The sequence below is a fragment of the Aurantibrevibacter litoralis genome (assembly GCF_034651555.1).
Classification (GTDB): Bacteria; Bacteroidota; Bacteroidia; order Flavobacteriales; family Flavobacteriaceae; genus Aurantibrevibacter; species Aurantibrevibacter litoralis.
In genome coordinates, this window is sequence record NZ_JAYEEQ010000026.1 from 1 (window position 1) to 25,990 (window position 25,990).

Genomic DNA, 25,990 nt, shown 5'->3' on the forward strand with positions numbered 1-25,990 from the left:
TTGGCCCAAAGGCCAAAATGAAACTGGCGAAATACCCCTATGGCTTGCCTCGGGGATAGTCAGTTTCAAGAAATTTTGTATTTAGTTGCGGACTATGAGGACGTCAATTTTAAAATAAATGTGCACCATAGTAGGCTTCAAAAACAAATTCTTACTTCCGGTACGCTGTGCCGCTCAAGGCAATATAGACGAGCAATGCACCAAAAAGTAGGGCGTAGACGGTAGAAAACTGAAACAGCACTCCTAAACTGTACTCTGCATTAAAGAAACCGATGAGGTTGGCACTAAAACCGGTACCCAATTGCAATGCAGCCACTAGAAATCCGGAAACTAAAGCTGCATTTTTAGGAAAATCAGCCGTAGCATTACTAAACGATTTTGGCAGCATAAACGAAATGACCAAACCGCCCACCGCCATGGCACAGAGATACCACATCTCAGAATTTAGTTGCGGCAAGAGGTAAAAAAGCAATCCTAATACAAAAGGTGCACTTACGTATAGCCAATTGGTCTTAAATTTCAGTGCCATTAGGGCAAACAAGATTCGGCCTACGGCTACTGACCCCCAAAACAGCGATAATCCTAAGGATGCTTTTGCTATGGAAAGACCGCCCTGCTTTTCTAAAAATACAGCACCCCAACTGCCAAAGGTGGCCTCGCAGGCACCATAAAAAAATACAGCAATGATATACCACCACAATCTAGGCGGAATGTTAAATTTACCTACATCTGTGGAAACTTCTTTTTCTAAAACTTCCGCAGTTAGTTTCAGAGGAAGAGTCCATGTAAAAAACAATAAGAGCAATAAAATAACCGTAGTTACCAAAGATGCCCCCCACCACATGTCTAGGCCTGTAAAATAGCTAATGAGCAGCGGTGAGGTAGCGGTTCCAATTCCCAAGAAAAAATGGAGCGCCGTAATGGCGGAGGTTTCTTTGCCCGCAAACAATTGAAAGGCAAAAGGATTTAGTGCGGTAAGACTAAATCCGAAACCCACCCCCAAGAAGCCGGTGGCCATAAGTATACAAACATATACCGCAGTGGCATGATTTTCTAACCAATGACTTGCAGTGAGCAAACCCGTAGAGAGCACTAAGGCAAATAGGCCGTAAAGCAAAACCTTTTTCATTCCAATCTGGGAGGCCAACTTGGAGGCCATCAAAGACGAAATAATAGCCAAGATAATTTGAGGAGTAAAAATACTGCCAAACTGACTGCTCGAGAATCCATGATGAAGCGTACTCGTAAAAATACTTCCCGCTGCCGGGAAAAGCACCAATGCCACGCCGGTCATATAACCGCCCAAATAGATGGCGATTATTTTTTTAATTTTTGATAGGTTCACAGCTGTGATTTTTGAATCGTGAACATGATGCGTATGAGTGCCGAAACAGACCAAGCTTGATGAATGGTTCCTTTCCCATGATTAGGTTGCAATCCATCAAAAACCTCAGATACTCCGCCAATGCAATTGGCATTGTAGAAGTGATGTTTAAGCGGTGCTATAAGGGATTCTAAATGAGCGTTACTTTTCATTGTTTTACCATGGATTTTTAGGTAGGCCGCTGCATATTCACCCAGTAAAAAGGGCCACACTGTGCCTTGATGATAGGCCAAATCACGGGACCATACATCGCCGCCATACGTATCTTTAAAATCGGGATGTTGAGAGGCTAAGGTACGCAAACCAAAGGGCGTCAGTAAATTTGTGGTCACAACCTCCAGAATTTGTTGTTGTTGATGGTTATTCAGTATTGAAAAAGGCAAACTCACGGTATAAATTTGATTGCATCGCAGGGCATCGTCCACAGAGGTCATGGGTAGCACTACATCGTTCAAATAGCCCTTGTCATTAAAAAAGAAAGGCACAAAATGCTGTTCTAATTTGCTAATGCTATCGGTTACTGCATCAATATATTCGTTGTTCAGAGCCAGATGTAATTGAAAATATTGATAGGTTTTTAGGGCGTTATACCAAAGCGCCTGTATTTCTACAGGACAACCGTGTCTGGGGGTAACAACATAATCGCCAATACGGGCATCCATCCAAGTGAGTTGCGCAATACCTTCCCCGCCATAGATAAATCCTTCCGGAGTTTCGTGTATATTATAACGGGTTCCAGTTTTATGAAATCGGATAATATCGGTGAGTTTGTCAAAGGCATTTTTAATAAATTCTTCATCTTCAAACGCTTGATAATATTCATACAATACCACAAACAGCCATAGGGTGGCATCGATAGTATTGTATTCCACCTCATCTTCCGGAGCATCAGGGAAACGGTTGGGCAACATGCCTTGGTCTAAATAATGTAGAAAGGTTCTTAAGATCGATTTGCACACATCTTGTTTGCCGGTGTCTATGCATAAACCCCGCATGGCAATCATGGAGTCGCGTCCCCAATCGGTAAACCAGTGATAACCGGCGATAATGGAATGACTTTCGGTAGATTTTCGCGTCACAATAAACTGATCGCCAGACACCAACAAATCGTTTAAAAAAGTATCATTCGTTTGTCGAAGTGAGTGGCATCGGTCTGTAGCAGTTTTTTTTAAAGCGGAACCATTGCTTTCCATGGCCGCCGCGTCAGTTGAAAAAATAAGATGTGTAACCTGTCCCGGTTTCAGGTGTATTTCTACATGGCCTATGTTGAAAGTATCTTCCCTGTCTTCTAATCCGCGATCTTGTTCTTTTTTGTACACATAATTTTTATACCAGTTGGGTTGACTTACAAAAGCACCTCCATGAGACAGATAGAGTGGATGCGCACCGTAATAGGCGTAAGTCTTAAGAAATCCTTCCTGCGTATCGGTAAAGAAATTGGTGTGTTCGTTTTCTCGCAAATTGCTGTGATAATCCCGATGATTTAGGAATACATCTATTTTAAGAGAAAGGGCTGCTTCACCGGTATTCTTGTATTCAACAACGGTGGTATTTTCGCCATATACCATAAAAATGGTTTTTGACAGTTTAAAATCGGCACCTTGGTATATGGACGTGGGTAAAGGAAAGCGATCAAAACTGCTGAGGTACTGATAGCCGTTTGGATTTATGGCATGTTCAAATTGATTGGACGAAAGCTCAAAAACCTCTTGGTTCACGGTAATAGTTTCTTCTACTTTAGATACCAATACAACTCTATGTGTAGGCGGATTTAGTGATGCCACCAACAAACCGTGATAGCGTCTGGTATGGGCCCCGGATAAGGTGCCTGAAGCATAGCCTCCTATGCCGTTGGTAACGATCCATTCTTTATCGGAAAGCAAATCAAAGTTGGGGTTCACAAAATGGATCATCGTTTTTCATGTTTTAGTTTCCGGTGAATTAATTGCGCCACCAGACCGGTCCATCCTGTTTGATGCGAAGCACCGACCCCGCGCCCATTGTCGCCATGAAAATATTCATAAAAGAGGACTAATTCCTTAAAATGCGGATCTTTTTCGTAGATATCGTGTAAGGCATTCGCTGGACGCTGACCTTGTGCATCCTGCTCAAAAATTTTGATTAAGTTTTCTGAGATATCATCGGCAACACCACCCAACCGGCACAAATTGCCTTGATCGGTTGGGCAAGATACATGCATTTCACCGTTATAAAATTTATCCAATTCTTTTAAAGATTCAATAAGCAAGAAATTCATGGGCATCCAAATAGGCCCGCGCCAGTTAGAGTTGCCACCAAAAAGACTCGTGGTAGATTCTGCCGGCTCGTACTGCAGACCAAAATCTTGTCCTTCTATATGAACCACATAGGGTGTTTCGTGTTTTTTAGATACCGACCTAATACCATAAGGGGAGAAAAATTCTTCCTGAGAAAGCAGGCTTTTTAAGACCCTTTCTAATCGATCTTTGGGTACAAGGGAGAGCAGCATATCGCCATCCTCATTAAACGTATCCATTACCAGATGTTTGGCATTCTTTCGTTGGTATTTTTTAAACCATAGTAAGCGCCTTTTAAAATCGGGAAGGTTCTCTAGTCGCTCTTTATCCACAACCAAGGTGGCAAAAAGAGTACTTAACCCTACCAGAGAGCGTACCTTGAGAGGAATATATTGCCCATTGGGAAGTCCAAGAACATCATAGAAAAAACCGTCTTCCTCATCCCACGAACCCGTCCAATCTTCGGAACGTTGGTTTAGGGCTTCGGCGATATACACAAAGTGTTCTAGAAATTTGGTAGCGACATCTTCAAAACCAACGGGGTCTTCTTGGGCAATTTCAAGAGCCATATCAAGCATGTTTAGGCTATACATGGCCATCCAACTGGTGCCATCGGCTTGTTCTAAATAACCGCCACCCGGAATAGCAGAACTTCGGTCGAAGACTCCTATGTTATCCAATCCTAAAAAGCCACCTTCAAAAATATTATTATCCATATGATCTTTTCGGTTAACCCACCATGTAAAATTGATAAGGAGCTTTTGAAAAACTTTCTTTAGAAAATTAACATCGCCTTTACCCGTTTTTTCCTTGTCAATCCGATATACTTCTAGGCAGCCCCAAGCATGAACGGGTGGGTTTACATCCCCAAAAGCCCATTCGTAGGCGGGGAGTTGTCCGTTGGGCTTCATATACCATTCTCTTAAGAATAATACCAATTGTTCTTTAGCAAAATTGGCATCAACCATAGCTAATGGCACGCAGTGAAAGGCTAAATCCCATGCCGCATACCAAGGGTATTCCCATTTGTCGGGCATCGAAATAATGTCTTGGTTGTTCAGTGTTTTCCAATCCGAATTTCGGCCTGTTTTTCTACTTTCCGGTGGGGGCATTTGCCCGGGATCGCCGTTGAGCCATTGCGGAATATCGATATAATAATATTGTTTGGACCACAACATGCCGGCAAAGGCTTGCCGTTGAATGTTTGCCAAATCGGGGTGCGTTTCCGGATTGGAGAATTCGGTATAAAACGCATCAGCATCCTGCAAACGTTCTTTAAAAATGTTGTCAAAAGACGTTTTTAACGGATTGGTTTTGGCCTTGGTTTTTGTCAGTCTAAATTTAAAAACTACCGATTTACCTGCCGGAACAATGGTTTCGTAGAGTGGCGAAAACTTAGTGCCTTGCGTTATTCCTTCAAATTTGGAATAATCGCCGGAAACTACAGCGTCATTTATGGCATCTTTAGGGCGATCTGTACCGTTGGGCTGCCCAAATAACCGCTCTGTATTGGTTTCATTTTCAGCAAAAAGGATACGATTTGGACTTTCAAAATAGAAAAAATACGTGCCCAGTTTAGAGTGGTATGCTTTAACTTCAGAAAAATCTTTTTTTGTGCTTTCCAGTTCCAAAATTGGTTTTGTTTTCTGTAGACCAAAACTCCACAAATTGGTAAACCATAAATTGGGTAAAACAGAAATAGGAGCATCAGTATCGCTTCGGTTGTGTACGCTGATTTTAATGAGGATATCTTCTTCATCGGCTTTGGCGTATTCGGTAAAGACATCAAAGTATTTTTGATTGTCGAAAACACCGGTGTCCAGAATTTCAAACTCTGTTTCATGCTTTGAGCGATGTCTGTTGGTATGCACCAATTGTTCGTACGGAAAAGCCGACTGTGGGTATTTGTACAAATGTTTCATGTACGTATGTGTGGGCGTGCTGTCCAGGTAATAGTACAGTTCTTTAACATCTTCGGCATGGTTTCCTTCGGGACCTGTGAGTCCAAACAAACGTTCTTTTATAATAGGGTCTTTGCCGTTCCAGAGGGCAACAGCAAAATTAAGCCTATTTAGACTGTCTGTAATCCCGGCAATACCGTCTTCGCCCCAGCGATATACACGACTACGCGCATGATCATGGGGAAAATAGTCCCAAGCTTCTCCATGTTCGCTGTAATCTTCGCGTACTGTTCCCCATTGGCGCTCACTAAGGTATGGCCCCCATTTTAGCCAATTCTTTTCACCTTTGTAATGCGTGTTAAGTCGTTCTTGTTCTTTATTCATTTTTTTGTTTTTTAGCGATCATTTGGTTAGGTACAATGTACACAAACCGTATGGAAAACCCTTGTTTTGTTCCAAAGGAAGGCTTAGCCGTTGGTAGTAAATCCGGGATAGCAGGTCATTGCACCATCGATAAATATGGTAGATCCGTTGATGTAATCGGACTCGTCAGAAGCCAGCCAAACGGCGGCAGAACCAATATCATCGGGTTCGCCAATGCGCTTATACGGAATAAGTTGATTGAGTTTTTCTAAAGCTTCGGGCGTATCCCAAGCTTCTTTGTTTATAGGAGTTCGTATAGCACCGGGCGCAATGCTGTTGGCGCGGACTTTTAGGGGAGCATACTCTTGCGCTATACTTTGCATGAGCATTACGATGGCACCTTTGGATGCGGCATAATTTGCATGACCTGCCCATGGAATAACCTCATGCACCGAACTAATATGAATAAGTTTCCCTAAGGCTTTGGAAACTTCAGGTCGAAGGCCACGGCGCATAAATTCCTTTAGCGCCTCTCGAGCACATAGAAAATGGCCGGTAAGGTTTACGTCCATTACTTTTTGCCATGCCGATAAGGGCATTTCATGCAAAGGATAATCTACCTGAATTCCGGCATTGGGCACTACAATGTCTACGGTGCCAAACTCTTTAATGGCAGTTTGGAACATGGCCTGAACCTGATCTTCCTTACTTACATCTGCTTTAAAAGGGATGGCGCGCCCACAGAGATCATCATCGCAAATAGAATGTGCCAATTCTTCCGCCGCCTCAGGATTAGAAATGTAATTGATGATGATGTTAGCTCCTTCCATACCTAGTCCTTTGGCAATGGCTGCGCCAATTCCGGAATTAGCACCTGTAATAATGGCCGTTTGGCCTAAAAGTCGTTTGTTGGGTTTTTGTACCATATGTAAAGTTTTAAATTTATTATTTTTCAAAAAGCAAAATTGCATGGCCATCCACATCTCGTATCATTAGACCACGGGATGCATTGAATTTGGAGCCTTTAAGATGTACGATTTCTTTTGATATGATTTCGATATCCTGATTTTTTAATTGTTGATAAAGGGAATCTAAATCGGCAACTTCAATTGAGGAGTGCCAATGCCAAAGATCGGTTGCCGTACTGTTGTTAGGATATTTTCTACCGCCGGGAGGTGCTACATACTCCAAAAATTCAATTCCCATACCTTGCTGTGCCACCAAGCCTGAAATTTCTAAGCGCGCACCAAAAACTTGGTTAAGATGTTCTTGTTCGGAACCGTAATTCTCACTTTTTCCGGCCAGTTTTAATCCTAGCGATTCATAAAACCTTTGTTGTTTAGGGGTATCCGATATTCCAATGGCGGTATGGTCTATACCTAAAAAAAGATTTGTTTGCACCTCCTGCCATTTTGGATTTCCTTTACCAGGCGGAAAGTAGATGAGTTCTACATTGTGGCCATCCGGATCTCTAAAATAAAATGCTTTGATACCTGCTGCGGCCGGTATATAATCCGGTAATGTTTGCGGTGCTGTAGAAACGTGAGGCACCCGATTTTCTCGTAGCCTGCTATATGCCTTTTCCATATCCGAAACCACAATAGCAATATGTTGAAACCACAAATCATTGCTTTTAGAATCTGCCGGAATTGGGTTTTGCTGCACCACATTGGGGAATTCTTGCAGGATAAATGTTTGTTCTCCTAAGCCCAAGCGAAGCATTTTTACACGAGCCTGTTTTCTTGGAAGGCTGTATAATAAGGCCGAGGTTTTGGCATCCATAGAAAATGTATCTACTACCTTAAAGGGCAAAACTTGGGTGTAAAAATGCTGAATTTTATCGATATTGCTTACGGTAACCGTAATTTCACTAACACGCTTGGCAGTTTGTGAGAAAGCGTTTAAAGCGGTAAAAAATAAATATATCGAAACAAAAAGCGATAAAAACGATGTTGATTTATGCATTATTGTGATATCGATTTAGCAAAAAACGTTTGATTGATATAATCTCCCACCCGCAGTGCCATCGCAATAATGGTTAAACCCGGATTTACGGCAGAACTCGACGGAAAAAAACTTCCATCGACCACAAAAAGGTTGTCTACCTCGTGCGATCGGCACCAAATATCCAAAGCGGATGTTTTAGGATCAGTACCAAACCGGACGGTACCGCATTGGTGCGCTGTGCCTGCCAAAGGGATTTTTTTGCCCAAATAGAGATGACTGGGAAAAAGATGCGATTCGCAGCCTGCGTGCTCCACCATCCATTTCAATTTTTTCTGAAGCCGCTTATGTCCTTCCAGATTGTTTTCGGTGTACTGTAATTTAATCTGTCCGTCTTTGGTTAGCATTACCCGGTTTTCAGGATCGGGTAAATCTTCGGAGGTCATCCAAAAATCGAGGGCATGGTTGGCCATGAGTTCCAATGAAAATCCGGGTGCGATAGCAGGGGCGTCTTCCTTGTACATTACCGGATCCGATTTTCCGAGCATTTGTATGTGTCCCAATGGAAAATCAAAATCATCCGAACCAAAATAGTAATCGTTTACAGCAAATGTTTTTCCAAACTTTGTTAAATTCGGCTTTTTGGAGATGGCTAATAAGGCCGAATTGTTATGCGCCATATAGTTTCGCCCTACCATATCCGAACTGTTTCCCAAACCGTTTGGATGTTTCTCGTTGGCTGATTTTAACAGCAACGCGGCCGAATTGATAGCACCACAGGCCACGATGACAAGGCCGGCACTGAAAACTTCTTTTTTACCATTCAACTCAACAACGACCTCTCTGATTTTTTTTCCGGAAGCATCTGTGTTTAATTTTTCCACAAGCGCATGAGTGTGCAAAGTGACATTGGAATATTTCAATGCTTCTTTGATGCCCATTACATGAGAATCCCCTTTGGATTCGGTGGGATCAGGAAATCCGTCAAAACGATCGAGTACCAAAGGAGCATCGCCTTTTTCCGGATTTTTTACTCCAATGGGCAGTGGGAAAGGGTGAAGTCCCAATTTTTGGATGTCGTCATACAACTCCTGAATCCGTGGTTCGTGGGGAAGAGGAGCTAGTGGGTACGGCATAGGATCTTCCGGTTCAGTAGGATCGGATCCTCTTAGGCCATGCACATGATACATTTTTTCGGCTTCCAGGTAATACGGTTTTAAATCGTCGTAGGCAATGGGCCATGCGGGCGAAACTCCTCCATGGTGTTGTATTTCTTGAAAGTCTCTTTCCCGAAGTCGTAGTAACGCAGCACCATACATTTTGGTATTGCCGCCTACGCAATAATGAATACCGGGGTGAAATCCCTTGTCATTTTTATCGAGCCATGTTTCTTTGGCTTTGTAGCGTGCTTTGATAAAGACTTCTTCGGTATCCCAATTTTCCTTTTCCTTTGGGATGTAATCGCCGCGTTCTAGGATTAGGATTTTTTTTCCGGTGGGGGCTAATTTAGCGGCCAATGTGCCGCCGCCGGCACCGGTGCCAATGATTATAAGATCGTAATTCGTCAAAATTTCAAAAATTAGTTAGTGTTATTATAATAGTGCCCGCTTATTTCAAAGCGAGGTGCGTTAATGCTTCTTTTTTGTTAAAATGGGTTGCCTTTACTGGATGAGATCCGCTATTGGTGTGATCTATGGCGCAGGCCACCGGAATGTGATACAGCAAGCGGTAGTAATCGTTAACCGAGCTTTCCCAGCCAAACCGAGATGATTTGGCGTTTTCTTTAATTTCTTGCCATTCTTCGGGTTGATTAAAATACATGTCAATGGCCTCTTGAAGCGTTTTAACCAAATTGATGGCTTTTTGGTAACTGGTCTTCCCATCAAAGGTAAAACCGTTAATACCATGGCCCACGGTGTCTTTTAGGCCACCCGTATTATGTACCAGACAGGGATTGCCGTTACGCATGGCCAACATTTGACAAATACCACAAGGCTCAAAAAGACTCGGCATAAGGTATAGATGGGCTGCGGCGTAGATGCTTTTTACTACAGCTTCAGATTGGCCATTGATAAACACAAAATTGTTGTGGGCGTAACTCGCCTCCCTAAAAAAGGTTTCATAAGCCGGATCTCCGGTACCTAAAAGCACATACACGCCGTTTGCCTTCGCTAATGCGGCAAGTAATTGATCAAAAATTGCCGGATATTGTTTAAAAAAATAAAACTTTTGTTCCGTGAGGCGCGCCACGCTGGCCATAAGGAATTTCGGTTTTTCCAATAGGTATCCGGACAGTTTTTTGCCGGTATGAATCAAAAAATCAGCCTTATATTTTTTACCTTCTTCACTGAGCCATCCATAAATTGCCTTCAAGCTATGTTCATAAAAATTGGGCTTTTCATCATAATTTAAGTGGGTATAATCTATACCATTCAGAATACCAAAAAGGCGATCTTCTCGGTCGGCCTTTTGCAGTAAGGCTTCCAGACCTTCCCCACCAATAAAATAAGGTTGTTCGCTGGGCAGAAGAATATCTTGTTTGTACGAAGGCGATACGGTATGCACTGCATCAGCATAACGTATGCCTAAACCCATAAGGTTTACGCAATCGCGATATCTTGGGTCTTGCACCCATTCGGGATCAAATGAAACTTCGGGAAACCACGCTTGTAATGAGGAATAATTTCCCTCCAATGGACGTATGCCCTGTATTGCCAAATTATGAATGGTATAGGCAAACCTACTTTCTTTTAGTTTTGCATATGCCGGATGAAACTCCTTTAAAAAAAGCAGTAGTGCCGTATGCCAATCGTGAAGGTGTATGACATCTAATTTTCCAAAAAAACCTTGCTGTATCAACTGCGCAACACTTACACAAAACAGGGAAAATTTGTTGGCATCGGTATAAAAGGGTTCATTTTCATCGTGCTGATAGATGTGCGCAATGTTACCTTCGGTGAGGTCGGCATGGTGCAGTACATAGTGCGACACCCTTGTGTTTGGCTCTTTAGGTGTCCCCTTGTAGAGTTCCATAAGGTAGGATGTTCCTCTGAAGCTAACCGTAAATTTTTCTAGAAATTGTGCCGTTTTGTGCAGTCTTCCGTAAGATGGCACTACAGTAGACACAGAGTGACTGTTTAGTGCAATGTGTATAGGCACATCCCGTACCACGTCGCCCATACCACCGGCCTTGCAATTGGCTAAGGCGTCGTTTTCGGCAGATACAAATAAAAAATTAGGTATCATTTGTTGCGGTTGTTTGATGAATACTATGCTTTAGGTTGTTTTTTTGTCGACGAAAAGCAGCGTTACTTAGTTCAATAACGAGGTTTAACCCCAATTTAACAGTAAGATAATACGCGCATCTCCCGAATGGATGCCAATAGGCTGCTATTTCTGGTCATTTTTATGGTAGCCCAGCTTAAATTTCTATTTTTGAGCAAATTCTTATGCTTATGAAATACCTTCCGATTAATTCGAATCTCTTTATAAAAAATCGAACCAAGTTTATGGCACATATGAAGCCCGGTAGCTTGGCCGTTTTCAATTCTAACGATATTTATCCTATTAGTGCAGACAGCACCATGCCTTTTAATCAGCATCGGGATATTTTTTATTTAAGTGGAGCCGATCAAGAAGAAACGATATTGGTACTTTTTCCGGATGCGATTGACAAAAAACATCGCGAAATTCTTTTTGTGAGAGAAACGAATGATCATATTGCGGTGTGGGAAGGGGAAAAGTTAACGAAAGAATGGGCCACGACCGTTTCGGGAATTGAAACCGTTTATTGGTTATCTCAGTATGAAAAGATTTTTTTTGATCTCATGACCGAGGTCGATACTATTTACTTTAATACTAACGAACATTATAGGCAGGCGTCGGAAACACAGACCCGAGAAGACCGGTTTATTTTAAATTGCAAACTAAAATTTCCGGCTCATAAAGTAGCCAAAAGCAATCCTATTCTCCAAAAATTGAGAGGTGTAAAAGAGCCGGAAGAACTCGCCTTAATGCAAACGGCCTGCGATATCACTGAAAAGGGATTTCGGCGGTTGTTGGGCTTTGTAAAACCCGGCGTTTGGGAATATGAAATTGAAGCCGAACTGCTGCATGAATTTATTAGAAATCGCTCTAAAGGTTTTGCCTACACTCCTATTATAGCTTCGGGAAACAATGCCAATGTGTTGCATTATGTCGTTAACAACCAACAATGCAAAGAAGGGGATTTGCTTTTGCTAGATGTGGCGGCAGAATACGCCAATTATTCCAGCGATCTTACCCGGACCATTCCCGTCAACGGAAAATTTACAAAACGCCAAAAAGAGGTGTATAATGCAGTGCTTCGGGTAAAAAATGAGGCCACCAAAATGTTGGTACCGGGTGTACTTTGGGCCGAGTATCATAAGGAAGTGGGTAAAATTATGACTTCAGAATTACTTAAACTGGGCTTATTAGACAAAGCCGATGTGCAAAACGAAGATAAAAATCAACCGGCTTATAAAAAATACTTTATGCACGGCACCAGCCATCATATTGGTTTAGATACGCATGATTACGGGGAACTAAAAACGCCCATGAAAGCCAATATGGTTTTTACGGTAGAGCCGGGGATTTACATTCCGGCAGAAAAAATGGGAATCCGCTTAGAGGATGATGTGGTAATTCAGCCTTCCGGCGAACCCTTTAATTTGATGGGCAATATTCCGATTGAAGCGGAAGAGATTGAGGAGTTGATGAAAGCCCACTAGACCCCAAAGGGGGAATTGTTATCCCTCTGCCCAGGTGCTTTATCATTGTAGCTCGCGAATAATGCGCTCCACGTTATGGAAAACTTCACTTTGTTCCGTAGATTAAGGGGCAGGTGCCAGTTCAAGCTCAAAAGGCGCTATAGCCTATGCGCTCAATTTATTGGCACTTGGTATCTTCTTTTAAGGATTTCATTTTTTGCAATGCGGTGTTTTCAGTCACCTCCTCGCAATACACATTATTGATTAATACGCCATTCTCAAATACGATTTGAATGTATTTTGTTTCTCCGGGCTGTACCGTTACTTCAAATTTTTCTGCCCTTTCTTTTGATTTTGTGCCACCAAATTGAACCGAAGCACTATGCACCCCAGATGTTACTTCAATGACCGAATACCTTTTATTATTGAGTCTACAGACAAATACTTCGTCAATAAATGTTTTAAAGGCCGCGGACGAACCCATAAAACCGGTAGATCTTATAAAAATAATTTTACCGTTAGCAAGGCTGTCAATGACAGGTTCATGGGCAACCGATTGGAACACGCATCCCGCTATTAGAGCGAAAATAAATAAAGATTTTGTCATGGGTTTTAGGTTTTAAGAGGACGAAAATATGCTTGTAAATATATTTAATTTTCGATCAGGTATACATTTTATTTTCAATGAAAATGAACCCACTTTTTTGTGCTTTTACCCTTTCTAAGCTATGAAGGTTGGGAGGAAAAGGGCAAGCCCAAATTTGCTGAAAACAGAAACATCGCAGATGAGGTTATGATGTCATGGAGTGATCTTGTTCTGCTTTGGAGTAGTCAAAAAGCCTGAAACCGGAAACCAAGAACTTTCGACTTCGTTAGTTGTCGGTTATTGGTTGATCGTTGTCCGGGGATTGTTGAGGGGAGTTTAAATTCAAAAAAAATAAGAAAACATAATCTTTAGAAAATTAAATATCTTGGTTTTGGGGCTTACGGAGCGTGATCATTACATTACACACTACAAAAGCGACGATGGCCGGCAGCACCCACCCCATATGATATTCTTGCAAGGGCAGCCACGTTACTAATGAAGTACTTGCGTTTAGGTTAAGGCTCTTTAAAAAGTCGGGCACACTAAAGAGCGCAGTCGTGGCCACTACTATTTTAAAGACAAACGGAGAAGCCCAGCGATCGGGAAGTACATTTAAAAGGATAAGTACTAGTGTAATTGGGTAAATAAACATTAAGGCTGGTAGCGCTACTGCAATAATATACGCTACCTGAAACTGACCCATAAGGACGCCTAAGGCGCAGCCTAGGGCACCTGTAAGGGTATAGGCCAGAGGGGCATTGCCAAATCTAGATTGTATAAAGTCGGCCGTACCGGTAACAATGCCAACAGCGGTGGTAAAGCAGGCCAAAGCCACTAGAATACTCAACAGGAGATTGGCGGTATTTCCCAAAGTTTGCGTGCTAATTCCGGTTAATAAGGCCGTTCTAGAGATATCCGAATCAAAATCGTTATGCAGTAAGGCACCGGTAAGAATTAATCCGGTATAAATGAGAAATAGACCCAATCCCGAGAACCATGCCATGCGTTTCATGAGGTTTCTTTTTTCGGTATAAGAGGCGTTTTCATTTTTTAAATTGATAGAGATAATGATGACGCCACCTACCACAACCGCACCAATAGCATCAAAAGTCTGGTAACCCTCTAAAATGGCATAGCTAAACGGATGTGCTATTTCCGTAGCACCAAAAACAAAATCCGAAGAAAAAAGGGTAATACCAATGATCATGACCAAAATGAGTACAATCGCCGGAGTAAGAAATTTACCAAGGATGTCTAGTATTTTAGATCGGTTCATTACAAAAACAAAGACCAATCCAAAATAGACAATACTTGTTAGCAACGAAGACGTTCCAAAAAATGGAGCAATCGCCATTTCATGGGTTACAGAGGCAGTTCTTGGCGATGGCAGGCTTATAGAGATGGCATATACCAAAAGCGAATACACCAAACTGAAGGTAGGCGATACCTTTTTGGCAAAATCAAACATAGTGCCTTGTAATTTTGCGTGTGCCAAAACGCCCAGTATGGCAAAAAATACGGCAGAAATACAAAAACCCAGGGTAACAAGCCACCATTGGTCGCCCGACTTAAAACCCAGTAGAGGCGGCAAGATTAGGTTTCCGGCTCCAAAAAACAGGGAAAATAAGGCGAAACTGGCAATGAGGGTTTCACGGGTTTTGTGCATATACCAAAACTTTAAGGAAATGTATGTCAAAAAAACAAGGTTAAAATAGACGAAAAAGAGACTAAAAAGTGCTTTTCATCGAAAAAAGTGCATTTTAACAAAAAAAATAAAAAATAATGTGCACTTGCTCAATAAAAAATGGGTGAACAACGTTCTTTATCTAAAGTTGATTACGACACTGATTTTCAATTTTACAACAACATTAATTTATGCATTACTAAGGTTCCCCAAACCCTACCATGCGCTTTTAAAAAACCTACCTTATGAAACACTTATTTTCTACCTGCGGCGGCAAACTAAGTTCCTTTTGCTGTAGTATTTTTGGGCATCATTATGCCGTTTCTAAAAGAGTGACCTTTCACATTAAAGAATATCAATGTATTCACTGCCACAAGCAGGTTACTACCGATGTAAGCGGTAACTTATCCTTGTTAACTCCAGAAAGACGCGATATCAATAATACACTGGAGGATTTATATCAAAAAAGACACAGAACCACCCAGCAGGTGGCCTAATTATGCTTGGCAAACGAATTCCACCCCTGAGCGGTAAGTGGAATTTTAGAGTTATTCCTGGAAATTAAATGTGCACCTTCGTTCTCGGCTGTCATGTGCCCCACGACAGTTAAGTTAGGATTGCCCTTGATTTTCGGGAATTCTTTTTGGTCAATAGTGAACAAAAGTTCATAATCTTCGCCTCCGCTCAACGCTATCAAAGTACTGTCTATTTGAAATTCCTCACACGCACTCATTACCGTAGGATCTAGCGGAATTTTATCTTCAAACAAGTTACAGCCTACGTTGCTGCTTTTACATAGATGCAATATTTCCGAAGAAAGTCCGTCACTAATATCAATCATTGCCGTGGGATGCACCTCCAGTGCAGCCAACAGTTCTACAATATCTTTACGAGCTTCCGGCTTCAATTGCCGTTCTACTATGTAGGAATAGGGCGTAAGATCCGGTTGATTATTTGGGTTAACTTTAAACACTTCTTTTTCGCGCTCCAGTACTTGCAGCCCCAAATAGGCACCTCCCAAATCGCCTGTAACCACTAAAAGATCATTGGGTTTTGCGCCGCTTCGGTAGCTAATGTCCTCTGCATTTGCTTCACCTAGGGCAGTGATACTAATGAGCATTCCGGTTTTTGAAGAAGTGGTATCGCCACCAACAAGATCCACATTATAGGCTTTGGTGGCCAAAGCCACCCCACTGTAAAATTCTTCAAGCGCCTCCAAAGGAAAGCGGTTGGAAACGGCAATGGAGACCGTGATCTGTGTAGCAGTGGCGTTCATGGCATAAATATCGGATAAGTTTACCATAACGGCTTTGTACCCCAAGTGTTTCAAGGGCATATAACTGAGGTCAAAATGTACGCCCTCAATTAGTAAATCGGTAGAAATCAGCGTTTTTTTATCTTTAAAATCTAAAACCGCCGCATCGTCCCCAATGCCTTTTACTGATGATTTTTGCTGTAAGGCAAACCCTTTGGTAAGATGCGCTATCAATCCAAATTCACCTAAGCGTTCTAGAGCGGTACGTTCTGTATTTTTATCTTCTAACATAGGGCAAAAGTAAAGAGAAAGACATAAAAAGGATACAAAAATAGCGGTATAAATAGGTATAGAAAAAGTTTATATCCGCATTTGTTATATTAATGTTAGGAATTATGGTAAACCAGCGTAGATATAGTATATTTGTTCTTTATTTAGAATAAATCCAATTAAATATGATTCAAGTTTCCGAAACAGCGAAGAAAAGGGTCATAGACCTAATGACGGACGAGGGTTACGATGCCTCTAAGGATTTTGTACGTGTAGGTGTAAAGAGTGGCGGATGTAGCGGCTTATCTTATGAATTGAAATTTGATAATAAAATAGCCGAAACAGATAAGGTGTTTGAGGACAATGCGGTACGGATTATAGTAGACAAAAAAAGCTTCCTGTATTTAGTAGGTACCGTCTTGGAATATTCCGGCGGACTCAATGGGAAGGGATTTGTGTTCAATAATCCTAATGCGCAGCGAACCTGCGGGTGTGGGGAGAGTTTTTCGCTTTAAAAAGCCCCCTAACCCCCAAAGGGGGAATAGAATATCAGAAGATTGCATAAAACAAATATCATAATAGATGAAGCGGATTATTGTGATGGAGCATTTAAGTTTAACGAATAAAAATTTCCCCTTTGGGGAGTAAGGGGCTTATGGCATATACAGAAGAAGAACTTAAGAAAGAGCTGGAAACCAAGGAATATGAATACGGTTTCTACACCGATATTGCGTCTGACACTTTTCCCAATGGGCTAAATGAGGAAATTGTTATCGCCATTTCTAAAAAGAAAGAAGAACCGGAGTGGATGACACTTTGGCGCTTAGAATCTTTTAAAATTTGGAAGGAAATGACCGAGCCCGAATGGGCTAATGTGCGCTATCAAAAACCCGATTTCCAAGCCATATCCTACTATTCTGCACCCAACAGTAAACCCAAGTACGATAGTTTGGATGAGGTAGATCCGGAATTGTTGGAGACCTTCAAAAAATTGGGTATTTCCTTAGACGAACAAAAAAAACTGGCCGGTGTTGCCGTAGATATTGTCATGGACTCGGTATCTGTAGCTATGACTTTTAAAAAGACATTGGCCGAAAAGGGTATTATATTTTGTTCTATTTCTGAGGCGATTAAGGAACATTCGGAATTGGTGCAAAAGTATATTGGTTCGGTCGTGCCACAGAAGGATAATTTTTATGCAGCGTTAAATTCGGCTGTATTTTCAGACGGATCGTTCTGTTATATTCCTAAAGGAGTGCGCTGTCCCATGGAGTTGTCCACGTATTTTAGAATCAATCAAGCCGGTACCGGGCAATTTGAACGCACTTTGGTGATTGCCGATGAAGGAAGTTACGTAAGTTACCTGGAAGGCTGTACCGCACCTTCCAGAGATGAAAACCAGTTGCATGCTGCTGTGGTAGAATTGATAGCTTTGGATCATGCAGAAATAAAATACTCTACCGTACAAAATTGGTTTCCGGGAAACAAAGAAGGAAAAGGCGGGGTGTACAACTTTGTTACAAAAAGAGGTTTGTGCGAGAAAAACGCTAAAATTTCTTGGACTCAGGTAGAAACCGGATCGGCGGTTACCTGGAAGTATCCATCCTGTATTTTAAAGGGCGATAATTCTATAGGTGAGTTTTATTCTATTGCGGTGACCAATAATTTTCAGCAGGCCGATACAGGAACCAAAATGATCCATTTGGGTAAAAACACGAAGAGCACCATTATTTCCAAAGGAATATCGGCAGGCAAATCGCAAAATAGTTATCGGGGTTTGGTGCAGGTAAGCAGCAGGGCCGAAAATGCCCGGAATTTCTCCCAATGCGATTCGTTATTAATGGGCAACGACTGTGGGGCGCATACGTTTCCCTACATCGAAGTAAAAAATAAATCGGCTCAAATAGAACACGAAGCCACCACCAGCAAGATAGGTGAAGATCAAATTTTCTATTGCAACCAAAGAGGGATACCTACAGAAAAGGCGATTGCCTTAATTGTGAATGGTTTTAGCAAGGAAGTATTAAACAAATTGCCCATGGAATTTGCCGTAGAGGCTCAAAAATTATTAGAGATAAGTCTTGAAGGCTCTGTAGGATAACCAAGGACATAAAGCAAGAAATACAACGTACATGAAATGCCCGTGGACAAAGTGCATTAGGATACTTAAAAGCCTAGAGTTGGTTCATTCCGGTGCTGCGCTAGGCACAAACAGAACCGCCGAAAACAAATAAACAATACTACATGAAACGAATCGTATTTTTAATAATTCCGCTCCTGTTTGCCTGTAAAGAGGTAAAAAAGGAAGATCGTATAGTTGAATCAGAAAAACCATCGAAACCCGTAGTAAAGCTGTATACCTTAGATGGAGGCACCATAGTGGTAAACAACCTACAGTTATTTTCACAGGACACCACGTATCAGGGGCAATCAAAAGAGTTTGCCAATGCGTTTTACGTAGTTAGCCATCCCAAAGGAAATTTGGTTTGGGATACGGGTTTGCCCGATGGATTAGTAGGTTTGCCGGAGCCTTTTACAACACCCGATGGTGCCTTTACGGTATCTCGAAAAGATTCCTTGGCAAATCAACTCAGTGCCTTGGGTATGACGGTTAACGATTTTCTTTATGTAGCCCTTTCGCACACCCATTTTGATCATACGGGCACGGCGAACGCTTTTAAAGAAGCAACCTGGTTGGTGCAGGAGGCCGAATATGATTTTATCACCAGCGAAGCATCTCAAAAAACAAATGCAGATGGCTATAATGCCATCAAAGAATTACAAAACATAAAAAAATTGAATGGCGATTTTGATGTTTTCGGGGATGGCACTGTAATCATAAAGTCCTTGCCCGGCCATACGCCCGGCCATCAAGCTTTATACTTAGAATTGAATGAAAGTGGTTCGGTACTCCTTTCTGGTGATATGTACCATTTTAATGAAAACAGAATATACAGACGTGTCCCCATATTTAATTTTGATGTAGCTCAGACCCAAAGCAGCATGGAGGCCTTTGAAGCCTTTGCCGAAGAAAAGGGAGCGTGGGTAATTTTGCAACATGAAAAGAAGGATTTTGAGAGCATGCCGACCGCAACAAACTTTTTACAATAACCTAGAATTTTATAGAAGATGCTGAAAATTGAAAATTTACACGCAAGTATAGACGATAAGGAAATATTACGAGGCATAAATCTGGAAGTAAAGGCCGGTGAAATACATGCCATCATGGGGCCAAACGGTTCGGGCAAAAGCACCCTAGCGTCCATTATTGCCGGAAAAGAAGAATTTGAAGTTACCCAAGGGAAGATTTTCTTAAATGACGAAGATTTAGAAGAGGCTTCTCCTGAAGAGCGGGCTCATAAAGGAATTTTTCTATCCTTTCAATATCCTGTGGAAATCCCCGGAGTTTCGGTGACCAACTTTATGAAAACAGCCTTAAATGAATCCCGAAAGGCCAATGGCTTAGAAGATATGCCGGCCAATGAAATGTTAAAAATGATTCGTGAAAAAGCAGAATTGCTGGAGATAGATCGAAAATTTTTGTCGCGATCGTTAAACGAAGGATTTTCGGGTGGAGAAAAAAAGCGGAATGAGATTTTTCAAATGGCGATGCTCGCACCCAAACTGGCGATATTGGATGAAACCGATTCCGGCTTGGATATTGATGCCCTGCGGGTAGTGGCCAATGGTGTAAACAAACTAAAAAGCAAAGACAATGCCGTTATCGTAATAACCCATTACCAGCGATTGCTCGATTATATTGTACCCGATTTTGTACATGTTATTCACAATGGAAAAATTGTAAAATCTGGCACAAAAGAGCTCGCATTAGAATTAGAAGAAAAGGGGTATGATTGGTTGAAGGAGGAGACAGTAGCCTAGTTTCAGGTTTATTTAGGTTCTGGTTATGGCTACTATTTTAAAGTTTGAGGATCTGGATATTTGGAAGGAGGCTAGAAGATTGTCTTGTGAAATTATTCAGATCGTTAAAGTAACCTAATTAAAGGGAGGTTATAAATTGAAGGATCAGATTACCGGATCATATAGCATAGGGATTTGAAAGAGGTGGTAATTTGGAGTTTAGACAATTTCTTTCAGTCGCAAAAGGCTCGGCAGGTGAAACTAGAACACAACTTTACAGGATGTATGATATTGGTTATATTTCAGAAGAAGCGGATCGGCTTATCTCGGAATAGGAACAATTGAGTAATCGAATAGCAAATTTTATTTTGTATTTGAATAAGAAGGAATTCAAAAGAATAAAGTTTAAGGAACAGTAAAAATAGAAACTTGAAACTGCAAACTTCAGTTTGCCAAACAAGAAACAAATAATGGATTTAAAAGACAAATTAGTATCCTCTTTCTTAGCCTTTGAAAATGAGGTAGATGTGGATCATCCGGTACACGATATTCGTAGCGAGGCTATAAGGGTTTTTGAGACCAAAGGATTTCCCAGCAAAAAAGAAGAAGACTGGAAATACACTTCTTTGAACAGTTTGGCGAAATCGAACTTTAGTATTTTTCCGAAACAGGAAAATACGCTGGAATACAAAGACGTAAAACGGTATTTTATTCATGATATAGATACCTATAAAATCGTTTTTGTAGATGGAATTTACAGTTCGTTCCTCTCCGAAACTACACATGATGGGGTAGATATTTGCCTGCTTAGTGCTGCGTTGACAAAGCCGATGTACAAGCAGGTGATCGATGTATATTTTAACAGCATAGCGTCTAAGGCAGAGTCGCTTACCAATCTAAATACCGCTTTTAGCAAAGAGGGTGCGTATATCTACATACCCAAGAGCAAAATTCCCAGAAAACCCATAGAAATCATGCATTTTTCTACGGGTAATGAGGCTTCGTTACTCCTACAACCTAGAAACCTGATTGTGGCCGAGGAAAATGCCGAATTACAAATTATAGAACGGCATCAGAGCTTAACAACCAATGAGGTGTTTACCAATTGTGTAACCGAGTTGTTTGCTGCCAAAAATGCGCATGTGGATTATTATAAGATCCAGAATGACACTAGTGCCGCATCCTTAATAGACAACACCTACATTAATCAAAAAGAAGATAGTACGGTAAACGTGCATACGTTTTCCTTTGGCGGGAAATTGGTTCGGAATAACCTTAATTTTTATCAAAATGGAGAACATGTCAATTCTATTATGAAAGGGGTTACCATTCTTGGAGGGAAGCAGCATGTAGACCATCACACTTTAGTGCATCATATAGAGCCTAATTGCGAAAGCCATCAGGATTATAAAGGCATTTACAGCGATAGTGCTACCGGAGTTTTTAACGGAAAAATCATTGTAGATCGTCTGGCACAAAAAACCAATGCGTTTCAGCAAAACAACAATATTCTCGTTAGCGACAAGGCTACTATTAACACCAAACCACAGCTAGAGATTTTTGCTGATGATGTAAAATGCTCCCATGGCTGCACCATTGGGCAATTGGATGAAGAAGCGCTTTTTTATCTTCAATCCAGAGGAATTCCCAAAAAGGAAGCACGAGCCTTGCTTATGTATGCCTTTGCTAATAATGTATTAGAAAGCGTTCGTATTCCCGAACTGAAATCCAGAATAAATAAATTGATTGCTCAAAAATTAGGAGTACGCTTAGGGTTTGATCTGTAACTGAATGCGAACAAGAATTACCAAAGTCCTATGATACAAACAGGATTGGATATACACACTATACGAGAGGATTTTCCTATTCTTCATAGAAAGGTAAACGGCTATCCTTTGGTGTATTTAGATAATGCAGCTACCGCACAAACACCGAAACAGGTTATAGGTACTATTGTAGATTATTATTCCAATTACAACGCCAACATTCATAGAGGTGTTCATACGCTGTCGCAAGAAGCGACCGATAAATACGAACAAGCGCGCTTAAAGATTCAGCAGCATTTTAATGCCGCTTACCCCGAAGAAATTATCTTCACATCAGGAACCACCCATAGTATCAATTTGGTCGCAAATGGTTTTGCCGCATTTCTTAAGCCCGGTGATGAGGTCTTAGTGTCGGCTATGGAACATCATTCTAATATTGTGCCATGGCAAATGTTGTGCGAACGTACGGGCGCTGTTTTAAAAGTAATCCCTATGAGTTTAGCCGGCGAACTCCAAATGGAAGCGTATCAAAAACTACTTACTAAACACACAAAACTCGTATTTTGCAATCATGTGTCTAATGCTTTGGGCACGGTAAATCCTATAGCAGAAATTATAGAAAAAGCCCACAGTGTAGGTGCTGTTGTATTGGTTGATGGGGCACAGGCCGCACCACATTTAGTGGCCGATGTTCAAAAATTGAAGGTAGACTTCTATACGGTATCGGCTCATAAAATGTGTGGCCCTACCGGTGTAGGAATATTATATGGTAAGAAAAGCCTATTGCAAAAGTTGCCACCCTACCAAGGAGGAGGAGAAATGATTTCGGAGGTGACGTTTGAAAAAACAACCTACGCCGATTTACCTCATAAATTTGAAGCAGGAACACCTAATATTTGCGGTGGTATTGCTTTTGGTGCAGCGCTAGATTATATGAATGCCATTGGTTTTAAAGCCATAGCGAAGTACGAGCATGAATTGTTAACCTATGCCACAGCACAACTTTTGGCCATTGAGGGTGTAAAAATTTACGGTACTGCCAAAGAAAAAACAGCGGTAATTTCTTTTAATATTGATGGGATACATCCGTACGACATAGGCTCTATTTTAGACAAATTGGGAATTGCCGTACGAACAGGGCATCATTGCGCACAGCCCGTGATGGATTTTTTCAAAATTCCCGGAACGGTAAGAGCCAGTTTTAGTTTTTATAATACCAAAGAGGAGGTAGATGCATTGGTAGCAGGGGTAAAGCGCGCAAAGGCCATGCTTACCTAAAGCGTACGTTTTTTATCCTAAATATAGATTTTTTTTGAAGTAGATCGTTTAAAATGAAGTATGGACATTAAAGCAATACAAGAAGAAATAGTAGACGAGTTTTCCTTATTTGAAGATTGGATGCAACGCTATGAATATATGATAGAATTGGGGAAATCCTTACCCCTGATAGATGAAAAGTACAAAACCGAGGATAATATCATTAAAGGATGCCAAAGCAAGGTTTGGGTGCATGCCGAAATGAAGGAGGGTAAGCTAATGTTTACGGCCGATAGTGACGCGATAATAACCAAAGGAATCATCGCTATTTTAATACGGGCATTTAGCAATCAAAAACCCAAAGATATCATTGAAGCCGATACTCATTTTATCGATGACATTGGGTTAAAAGAACATTTGTCGCCCACAAGGGCTAACGGGCTTGTCAGCATGATAAAGCAGTTAAAGCTGTATGCAGTAGCGTATCAAACTCAATTAAACTAACGCAGCCCTTTGGAGTAATTTGCGAATCGAAATTAAATTAGAAAAAATGAGCGATACAACAATAGATACCCAAGAATTGGGCGAAAAAATAGTTCAGGTGCTAAAGACCATTTATGACCCGGAAATTCCCGTAGACATCTACGAGTTAGGACTTATTTATGATGTATTGGTTAATGAGGATAACGAAGTTAAAATTTTAATGACCTTAACTTCGCCAAACTGTCCGGTAGCCGAGACTCTTCCTGTAGAGGTTGAAGAAAAAATAAAATCTATCGATGTGTTAAAAGATGTAGAAGTAGAGATTACTTTTGATCCGCCTTGGACACAAGACCTAATGAGTGAAGAGGCCAAACTGGAATTGGGACTTTTGTAATATTCCAAAAACGGAGATAGCATGTCTGAGAAATCCGAAGAAATAACAAACCGAGTAGCACAAAGCGCGCTACTAACCATCGATTTGGAAGATTATTATCCCGTAGGGCAGCGTATTCTACTCGATATTAGTATGTGGCTGCATGAGGGCATCATATTAAGAGAAAAAGAATTTAGAGCCGCCTTACACGGGCATTCTTGGGCGCAATATGACCGTACTTTTGTGGCATTAACGTGCAGTACAGAGGCCATTATACCGGGATGGGCGTATATGTTAGTAGCTACCAAACTTCAGCCGTTTGCTTCCCATGTGGTCATTGGCGATTTGGAATTGTTAGAGACCTGTATTTTTCAAGAAGTGATTCATTCCATTGATCTAGAAATGTTTAGGGATAAACCGGTCATTATTAAAGGGTGTAGTAAAAGGCCGATCCCTGAGAACGCCTATGTATGGCTCACTGCCAAAATACAGCCCATAGCCAAAAGTGTAATGTACGGCGAGGCTTGCTCTTCCGTACCCTTGTTCAAAAAAAGGAAGTGAACTTCTAGTGTTTTTGGCAGTAATTCTTATTTTTGCTGCTTACTATAAACACGATACCCTATGAAAAAGATGATTATTATACTGGCCTTTATGGTCGGTAATGGCATGGCTTTTTCCCAAACCCTGGAAGAGCTAAAGGCTGCACAAGCACCAAAAAAAGATTCTATTGCTGCTATTCAGGCTAGGGTTAATGCCTTACAAAGTCAGATTGACGCCTTACCGGGATGGAAAATTGGGGCTTTTGGAACCATTGGGGGTAATTTTTCCCGATTCAATAATTGGTTTGCGCAAGGTTTTCCAAACAATTCCTCGGGCAATATTGGGTTTACGGTAAACGCCTATGCCAATCTTAAAGAGGAGAAATTTTTCTGGAGAAATGCCCTAAATACCAATTTTTCTTGGGTTAAGCTGGATGATAAGGACGACCCCAATGATGATGATGGATTTCGGGAAGCTACAGATGTTTTTAATATTTCGTCGCTTTACGGCCGCAATATATCTAAAAATTGGGCTGTTTCTACGCTAGCAGAGTACCGCACTACGGTATTGAGTAATTTTAATGATCCGGGCTATTTAGACATTGGGGTGGGAATGACATGGACACCCATTACAGACCTTATCGTAGTAATACACCCCCTGAACTATAACTTCGTTTTCAGCGAGGAAGATACTATTTTTGAATCCTCACTAGGTGCCAAGATCGTAGCAGACTACACACGTAAAATAGGCGCTATTAACTTTAAGAGTAATTTATCATTATTTCAGAGTTATGAAACGTCGGACTTAAGTAACTGGACTTGGACCAACTCTTTTGCCTATACGCTTTGGAAAAAAATTGGGGTGGGGTTCGATTTTGGCCTACGTAGCAATAAACAAGAAGCATTAAATTATAATATAAATACCTTAGGGAATACCGGTGCTACCTTTGACAATGTAGATAATGACCTACAATCCTATTACACGATTGGTTTAAGCTATGCCTTTTAATCTAAAGATTCCCCGACACCTGGGTGGGGGTTTCCTATTTCCCTCTCCTTTGGAGAGGTCGGAACTGCCTTTTTGAAGTTCCGGGTGAGGTAAAATACAAAATTTCGGATTTTGGCCCAAAGGCCAAAATGAAACTGGCGAAATACCCCTGTGGCTTGCCTCGGGGATAGTCAGTTTCAAGAAATTTTTTATTGGGATGGTAAACGCATAAAAAAAGCCCTTCGCTATGAAGGGCTTTTTTTTTAGTTAAGTAAGTTTTGGTATCACAGTTTTCCGATTTGGGTAATCAGAGCACTTTTTGGTAATGTA

Annotated in this window: 23 protein-coding genes; 13 read left to right on the top strand and 10 right to left on the bottom strand. The window is 41.3% G+C overall.

Annotated elements, in window-relative coordinates; genetic code table 11:
• Positions 1-151: 151 nt before the first annotated feature.
• The 7 genes from U1E44_RS15380 to U1E44_RS15410 form a co-directional block, all read right to left on the bottom strand.
• The gene (locus U1E44_RS15380) at positions 152-1,345 is read right to left on the bottom strand and encodes an MFS transporter (protein ID WP_322931999.1); all 1,194 of its coding nucleotides are present in this window, start codon (positions 1,343-1,345) and stop codon (positions 152-154) included.
• Positions 1,342-3,297 carry an amylo-alpha-1,6-glucosidase gene (locus U1E44_RS15385; RefSeq protein WP_322932000.1) on the bottom strand — a complete coding sequence of 652 codons (1,956 nt, stop codon included), beginning with the start codon at positions 3,295-3,297 and terminating at the stop codon, positions 1,342-1,344. Before U1E44_RS15385 ends, U1E44_RS15380 begins: the two co-directional genes overlap by 4 nt.
• Entirely contained in the window at positions 3,294-5,945 is a 2,652-nt protein-coding gene (locus tag U1E44_RS15390; RefSeq protein ID WP_322932001.1) for an MGH1-like glycoside hydrolase domain-containing protein, read from the bottom strand. The genes U1E44_RS15385 and U1E44_RS15390 overlap by 4 nt, the downstream gene beginning before the upstream one ends.
• An 83-nt stretch (positions 5,946-6,028) precedes the next feature.
• Positions 6,029-6,850 (bottom strand): SDR family oxidoreductase, encoded by an 822-nt coding sequence (locus tag U1E44_RS15395; protein WP_322932002.1) that lies wholly within the window; start codon positions 6,848-6,850, stop codon positions 6,029-6,031.
• Between the two features lie 19 nt (positions 6,851-6,869).
• Positions 6,870-7,889, bottom strand: coding sequence for a VOC family protein (locus tag U1E44_RS15400; protein ID WP_322932003.1), 1,020 nt, complete (start codon positions 7,887-7,889; stop codon positions 6,870-6,872).
• Entirely contained in the window at positions 7,889-9,436 is a 1,548-nt protein-coding gene (locus tag U1E44_RS15405) for a GMC family oxidoreductase (protein ID WP_322932004.1), read from the bottom strand. The genes U1E44_RS15400 and U1E44_RS15405 overlap by 1 nt, the downstream gene beginning before the upstream one ends.
• 40 nt (positions 9,437-9,476) lie before the next feature.
• Positions 9,477-11,114, bottom strand: a complete 1,638-nt coding sequence (locus U1E44_RS15410; RefSeq protein WP_322932005.1) for a glycogen synthase — start codon at positions 11,112-11,114, stop codon at positions 9,477-9,479.
• Between the two features lie 209 nt (positions 11,115-11,323).
• On the opposite strand from U1E44_RS15410, the gene U1E44_RS15415 reads away from it, so the two are divergent.
• Complete coding sequence (locus tag U1E44_RS15415; protein WP_322932006.1) at positions 11,324-12,619, top strand: aminopeptidase P family protein; 1,296 nt, start codon at positions 11,324-11,326, stop codon at positions 12,617-12,619.
• Positions 12,620-12,776: 157 nt separating this feature from the next.
• Here the strand turns inward: U1E44_RS15415 and U1E44_RS15420 are convergent, their stop codons facing one another.
• Together U1E44_RS15420 and U1E44_RS15425 are read right to left on the bottom strand one after the other, a co-directional pair.
• Positions 12,777-13,205: a hypothetical protein gene (locus tag U1E44_RS15420; RefSeq protein WP_322932007.1), complete on the bottom strand. Its 429-nt coding sequence runs from the start codon at positions 13,203-13,205 to the stop codon at positions 12,777-12,779.
• A gap of 355 nt (positions 13,206-13,560) precedes the next feature.
• The gene (locus U1E44_RS15425; RefSeq protein WP_322932008.1) at positions 13,561-14,850 is read right to left on the bottom strand and encodes a branched-chain amino acid transport system II carrier protein; all 1,290 of its coding nucleotides are present in this window, start codon (positions 14,848-14,850) and stop codon (positions 13,561-13,563) included.
• A 263-nt stretch (positions 14,851-15,113) separates the two neighbouring features.
• On the opposite strand from U1E44_RS15425, the gene U1E44_RS15430 reads away from it, so the two are divergent.
• Positions 15,114-15,365, top strand: a complete 252-nt coding sequence (locus U1E44_RS15430) for a hypothetical protein (RefSeq protein WP_322932009.1) — start codon at positions 15,114-15,116, stop codon at positions 15,363-15,365.
• Here the strand turns inward: U1E44_RS15430 and thiL are convergent.
• Positions 15,362-16,414: a thiamine-phosphate kinase gene (gene thiL / locus U1E44_RS15435; protein WP_322932010.1), complete on the bottom strand. Its 1,053-nt coding sequence runs from the start codon at positions 16,412-16,414 to the stop codon at positions 15,362-15,364. The two genes, U1E44_RS15430 and thiL, sit on opposite strands and share 4 nt — an antisense overlap.
• A gap of 164 nt (positions 16,415-16,578) precedes the next feature.
• Between thiL and U1E44_RS15440 the strand changes: the two genes are divergently transcribed.
• From U1E44_RS15440 to U1E44_RS15485, 11 genes are all read left to right on the top strand, one after another.
• Positions 16,579-16,908 (top strand): HesB/IscA family protein, encoded by a 330-nt coding sequence (locus U1E44_RS15440; protein ID WP_322932011.1) that lies wholly within the window; start codon positions 16,579-16,581, stop codon positions 16,906-16,908.
• A gap of 140 nt (positions 16,909-17,048) precedes the next feature.
• Positions 17,049-18,494: a Fe-S cluster assembly protein SufB gene (gene sufB, locus U1E44_RS15445; RefSeq protein WP_322932012.1), complete on the top strand. Its 1,446-nt coding sequence runs from the start codon at positions 17,049-17,051 to the stop codon at positions 18,492-18,494.
• A gap of 143 nt (positions 18,495-18,637) precedes the next feature.
• Positions 18,638-19,504: an N-acyl homoserine lactonase family protein gene (locus U1E44_RS15450; protein ID WP_322932013.1), complete on the top strand. Its 867-nt coding sequence runs from the start codon at positions 18,638-18,640 to the stop codon at positions 19,502-19,504.
• A gap of 18 nt (positions 19,505-19,522) precedes the next feature.
• Entirely contained in the window at positions 19,523-20,275 is a 753-nt protein-coding gene (gene sufC / locus U1E44_RS15455) for a Fe-S cluster assembly ATPase SufC (RefSeq protein ID WP_322932014.1), read from the top strand.
• Positions 20,276-20,466: 191 nt separating this feature from the next.
• Complete coding sequence (locus U1E44_RS16815) at positions 20,467-20,589, top strand: four helix bundle protein (protein WP_323673917.1); 123 nt, start codon at positions 20,467-20,469, stop codon at positions 20,587-20,589.
• Positions 20,590-20,724: 135 nt separating this feature from the next.
• Positions 20,725-22,041 carry a Fe-S cluster assembly protein SufD gene (sufD, locus tag U1E44_RS15460; RefSeq protein ID WP_322932015.1) on the top strand — a complete coding sequence of 439 codons (1,317 nt, stop codon included), beginning with the start codon at positions 20,725-20,727 and terminating at the stop codon, positions 22,039-22,041.
• A 30-nt stretch (positions 22,042-22,071) separates the two neighbouring features.
• Entirely contained in the window at positions 22,072-23,298 is a 1,227-nt protein-coding gene (locus tag U1E44_RS15465) for an aminotransferase class V-fold PLP-dependent enzyme (RefSeq protein WP_322932016.1), read from the top strand.
• Positions 23,299-23,358: 60 nt separating this feature from the next.
• On the top strand, positions 23,359-23,781 hold the full coding sequence (locus tag U1E44_RS15470) for a SufE family protein (protein WP_322932017.1): 423 nt from the start codon (positions 23,359-23,361) through the stop codon (positions 23,779-23,781).
• 46 nt (positions 23,782-23,827) lie between these two features.
• Positions 23,828-24,154: an SUF system Fe-S cluster assembly protein gene (locus U1E44_RS15475; protein ID WP_322932018.1), complete on the top strand. Its 327-nt coding sequence runs from the start codon at positions 23,828-23,830 to the stop codon at positions 24,152-24,154.
• Positions 24,155-24,175: 21 nt separating this feature from the next.
• A complete protein-coding gene (locus tag U1E44_RS15480; RefSeq protein WP_322932019.1) occupies positions 24,176-24,694 on the top strand; it encodes a DUF2480 family protein in 519 nt (172 codons plus the stop codon).
• A 60-nt stretch (positions 24,695-24,754) separates the two neighbouring features.
• A complete protein-coding gene (locus U1E44_RS15485) occupies positions 24,755-25,681 on the top strand; it encodes a DUF3078 domain-containing protein (RefSeq protein ID WP_322932020.1) in 927 nt (308 codons plus the stop codon).
• The last annotated feature ends 309 nt before the right edge of the window (positions 25,682-25,990 follow it).

What these genes read in the sequence shown, in the direction of transcription:
- U1E44_RS15430 (WP_322932009.1), top strand. Translation starts at nt 15,114, where the DNA reads ATGAAACACTTATTTTCTACCTGCGGCGGCAAACTAAGTTCCTTTTGC.
- U1E44_RS15385 (WP_322932000.1), bottom strand. Translation starts at nt 3,297, where the DNA reads ATGATCCATTTTGTGAACCCCAACTTTGATTTGCTTTCCGATAAAGAA.
- sufB (WP_322932012.1), top strand. Translation starts at nt 17,049, where the DNA reads ATGGCATATACAGAAGAAGAACTTAAGAAAGAGCTGGAAACCAAGGAA.
- U1E44_RS15395 (WP_322932002.1), bottom strand. Translation starts at nt 6,850, where the DNA reads ATGGTACAAAAACCCAACAAACGACTTTTAGGCCAAACGGCCATTATT.
- U1E44_RS15475 (WP_322932018.1), top strand. Translation starts at nt 23,828, where the DNA reads ATGAGCGATACAACAATAGATACCCAAGAATTGGGCGAAAAAATAGTT.
- U1E44_RS15400 (WP_322932003.1), bottom strand. Translation starts at nt 7,889, where the DNA reads ATGCATAAATCAACATCGTTTTTATCGCTTTTTGTTTCGATATATTTA.
- U1E44_RS15465 (WP_322932016.1), top strand. Translation starts at nt 22,072, where the DNA reads ATGATACAAACAGGATTGGATATACACACTATACGAGAGGATTTTCCT.
- U1E44_RS15480 (WP_322932019.1), top strand. Translation starts at nt 24,176, where the DNA reads ATGTCTGAGAAATCCGAAGAAATAACAAACCGAGTAGCACAAAGCGCG.
- U1E44_RS15390 (WP_322932001.1), bottom strand. Translation starts at nt 5,945, where the DNA reads ATGAATAAAGAACAAGAACGACTTAACACGCATTACAAAGGTGAAAAG.
- U1E44_RS15410 (WP_322932005.1), bottom strand. Translation starts at nt 11,114, where the DNA reads ATGATACCTAATTTTTTATTTGTATCTGCCGAAAACGACGCCTTAGCC.
- U1E44_RS15425 (WP_322932008.1), bottom strand. Translation starts at nt 14,850, where the DNA reads ATGCACAAAACCCGTGAAACCCTCATTGCCAGTTTCGCCTTATTTTCC.
- U1E44_RS15440 (WP_322932011.1), top strand. Translation starts at nt 16,579, where the DNA reads ATGATTCAAGTTTCCGAAACAGCGAAGAAAAGGGTCATAGACCTAATG.
- thiL (WP_322932010.1), bottom strand. Translation starts at nt 16,414, where the DNA reads ATGTTAGAAGATAAAAATACAGAACGTACCGCTCTAGAACGCTTAGGT.
- sufD (WP_322932015.1), top strand. Translation starts at nt 20,725, where the DNA reads ATGGATTTAAAAGACAAATTAGTATCCTCTTTCTTAGCCTTTGAAAAT.
- U1E44_RS15470 (WP_322932017.1), top strand. Translation starts at nt 23,359, where the DNA reads ATGGACATTAAAGCAATACAAGAAGAAATAGTAGACGAGTTTTCCTTA.
- U1E44_RS15485 (WP_322932020.1), top strand. Translation starts at nt 24,755, where the DNA reads ATGAAAAAGATGATTATTATACTGGCCTTTATGGTCGGTAATGGCATG.
- U1E44_RS15420 (WP_322932007.1), bottom strand. Translation starts at nt 13,205, where the DNA reads ATGACAAAATCTTTATTTATTTTCGCTCTAATAGCGGGATGCGTGTTC.
- sufC (WP_322932014.1), top strand. Translation starts at nt 19,523, where the DNA reads ATGCTGAAAATTGAAAATTTACACGCAAGTATAGACGATAAGGAAATA.
- U1E44_RS15450 (WP_322932013.1), top strand. Translation starts at nt 18,638, where the DNA reads ATGAAACGAATCGTATTTTTAATAATTCCGCTCCTGTTTGCCTGTAAA.
- U1E44_RS15415 (WP_322932006.1), top strand. Translation starts at nt 11,324, where the DNA reads ATGAAATACCTTCCGATTAATTCGAATCTCTTTATAAAAAATCGAACC.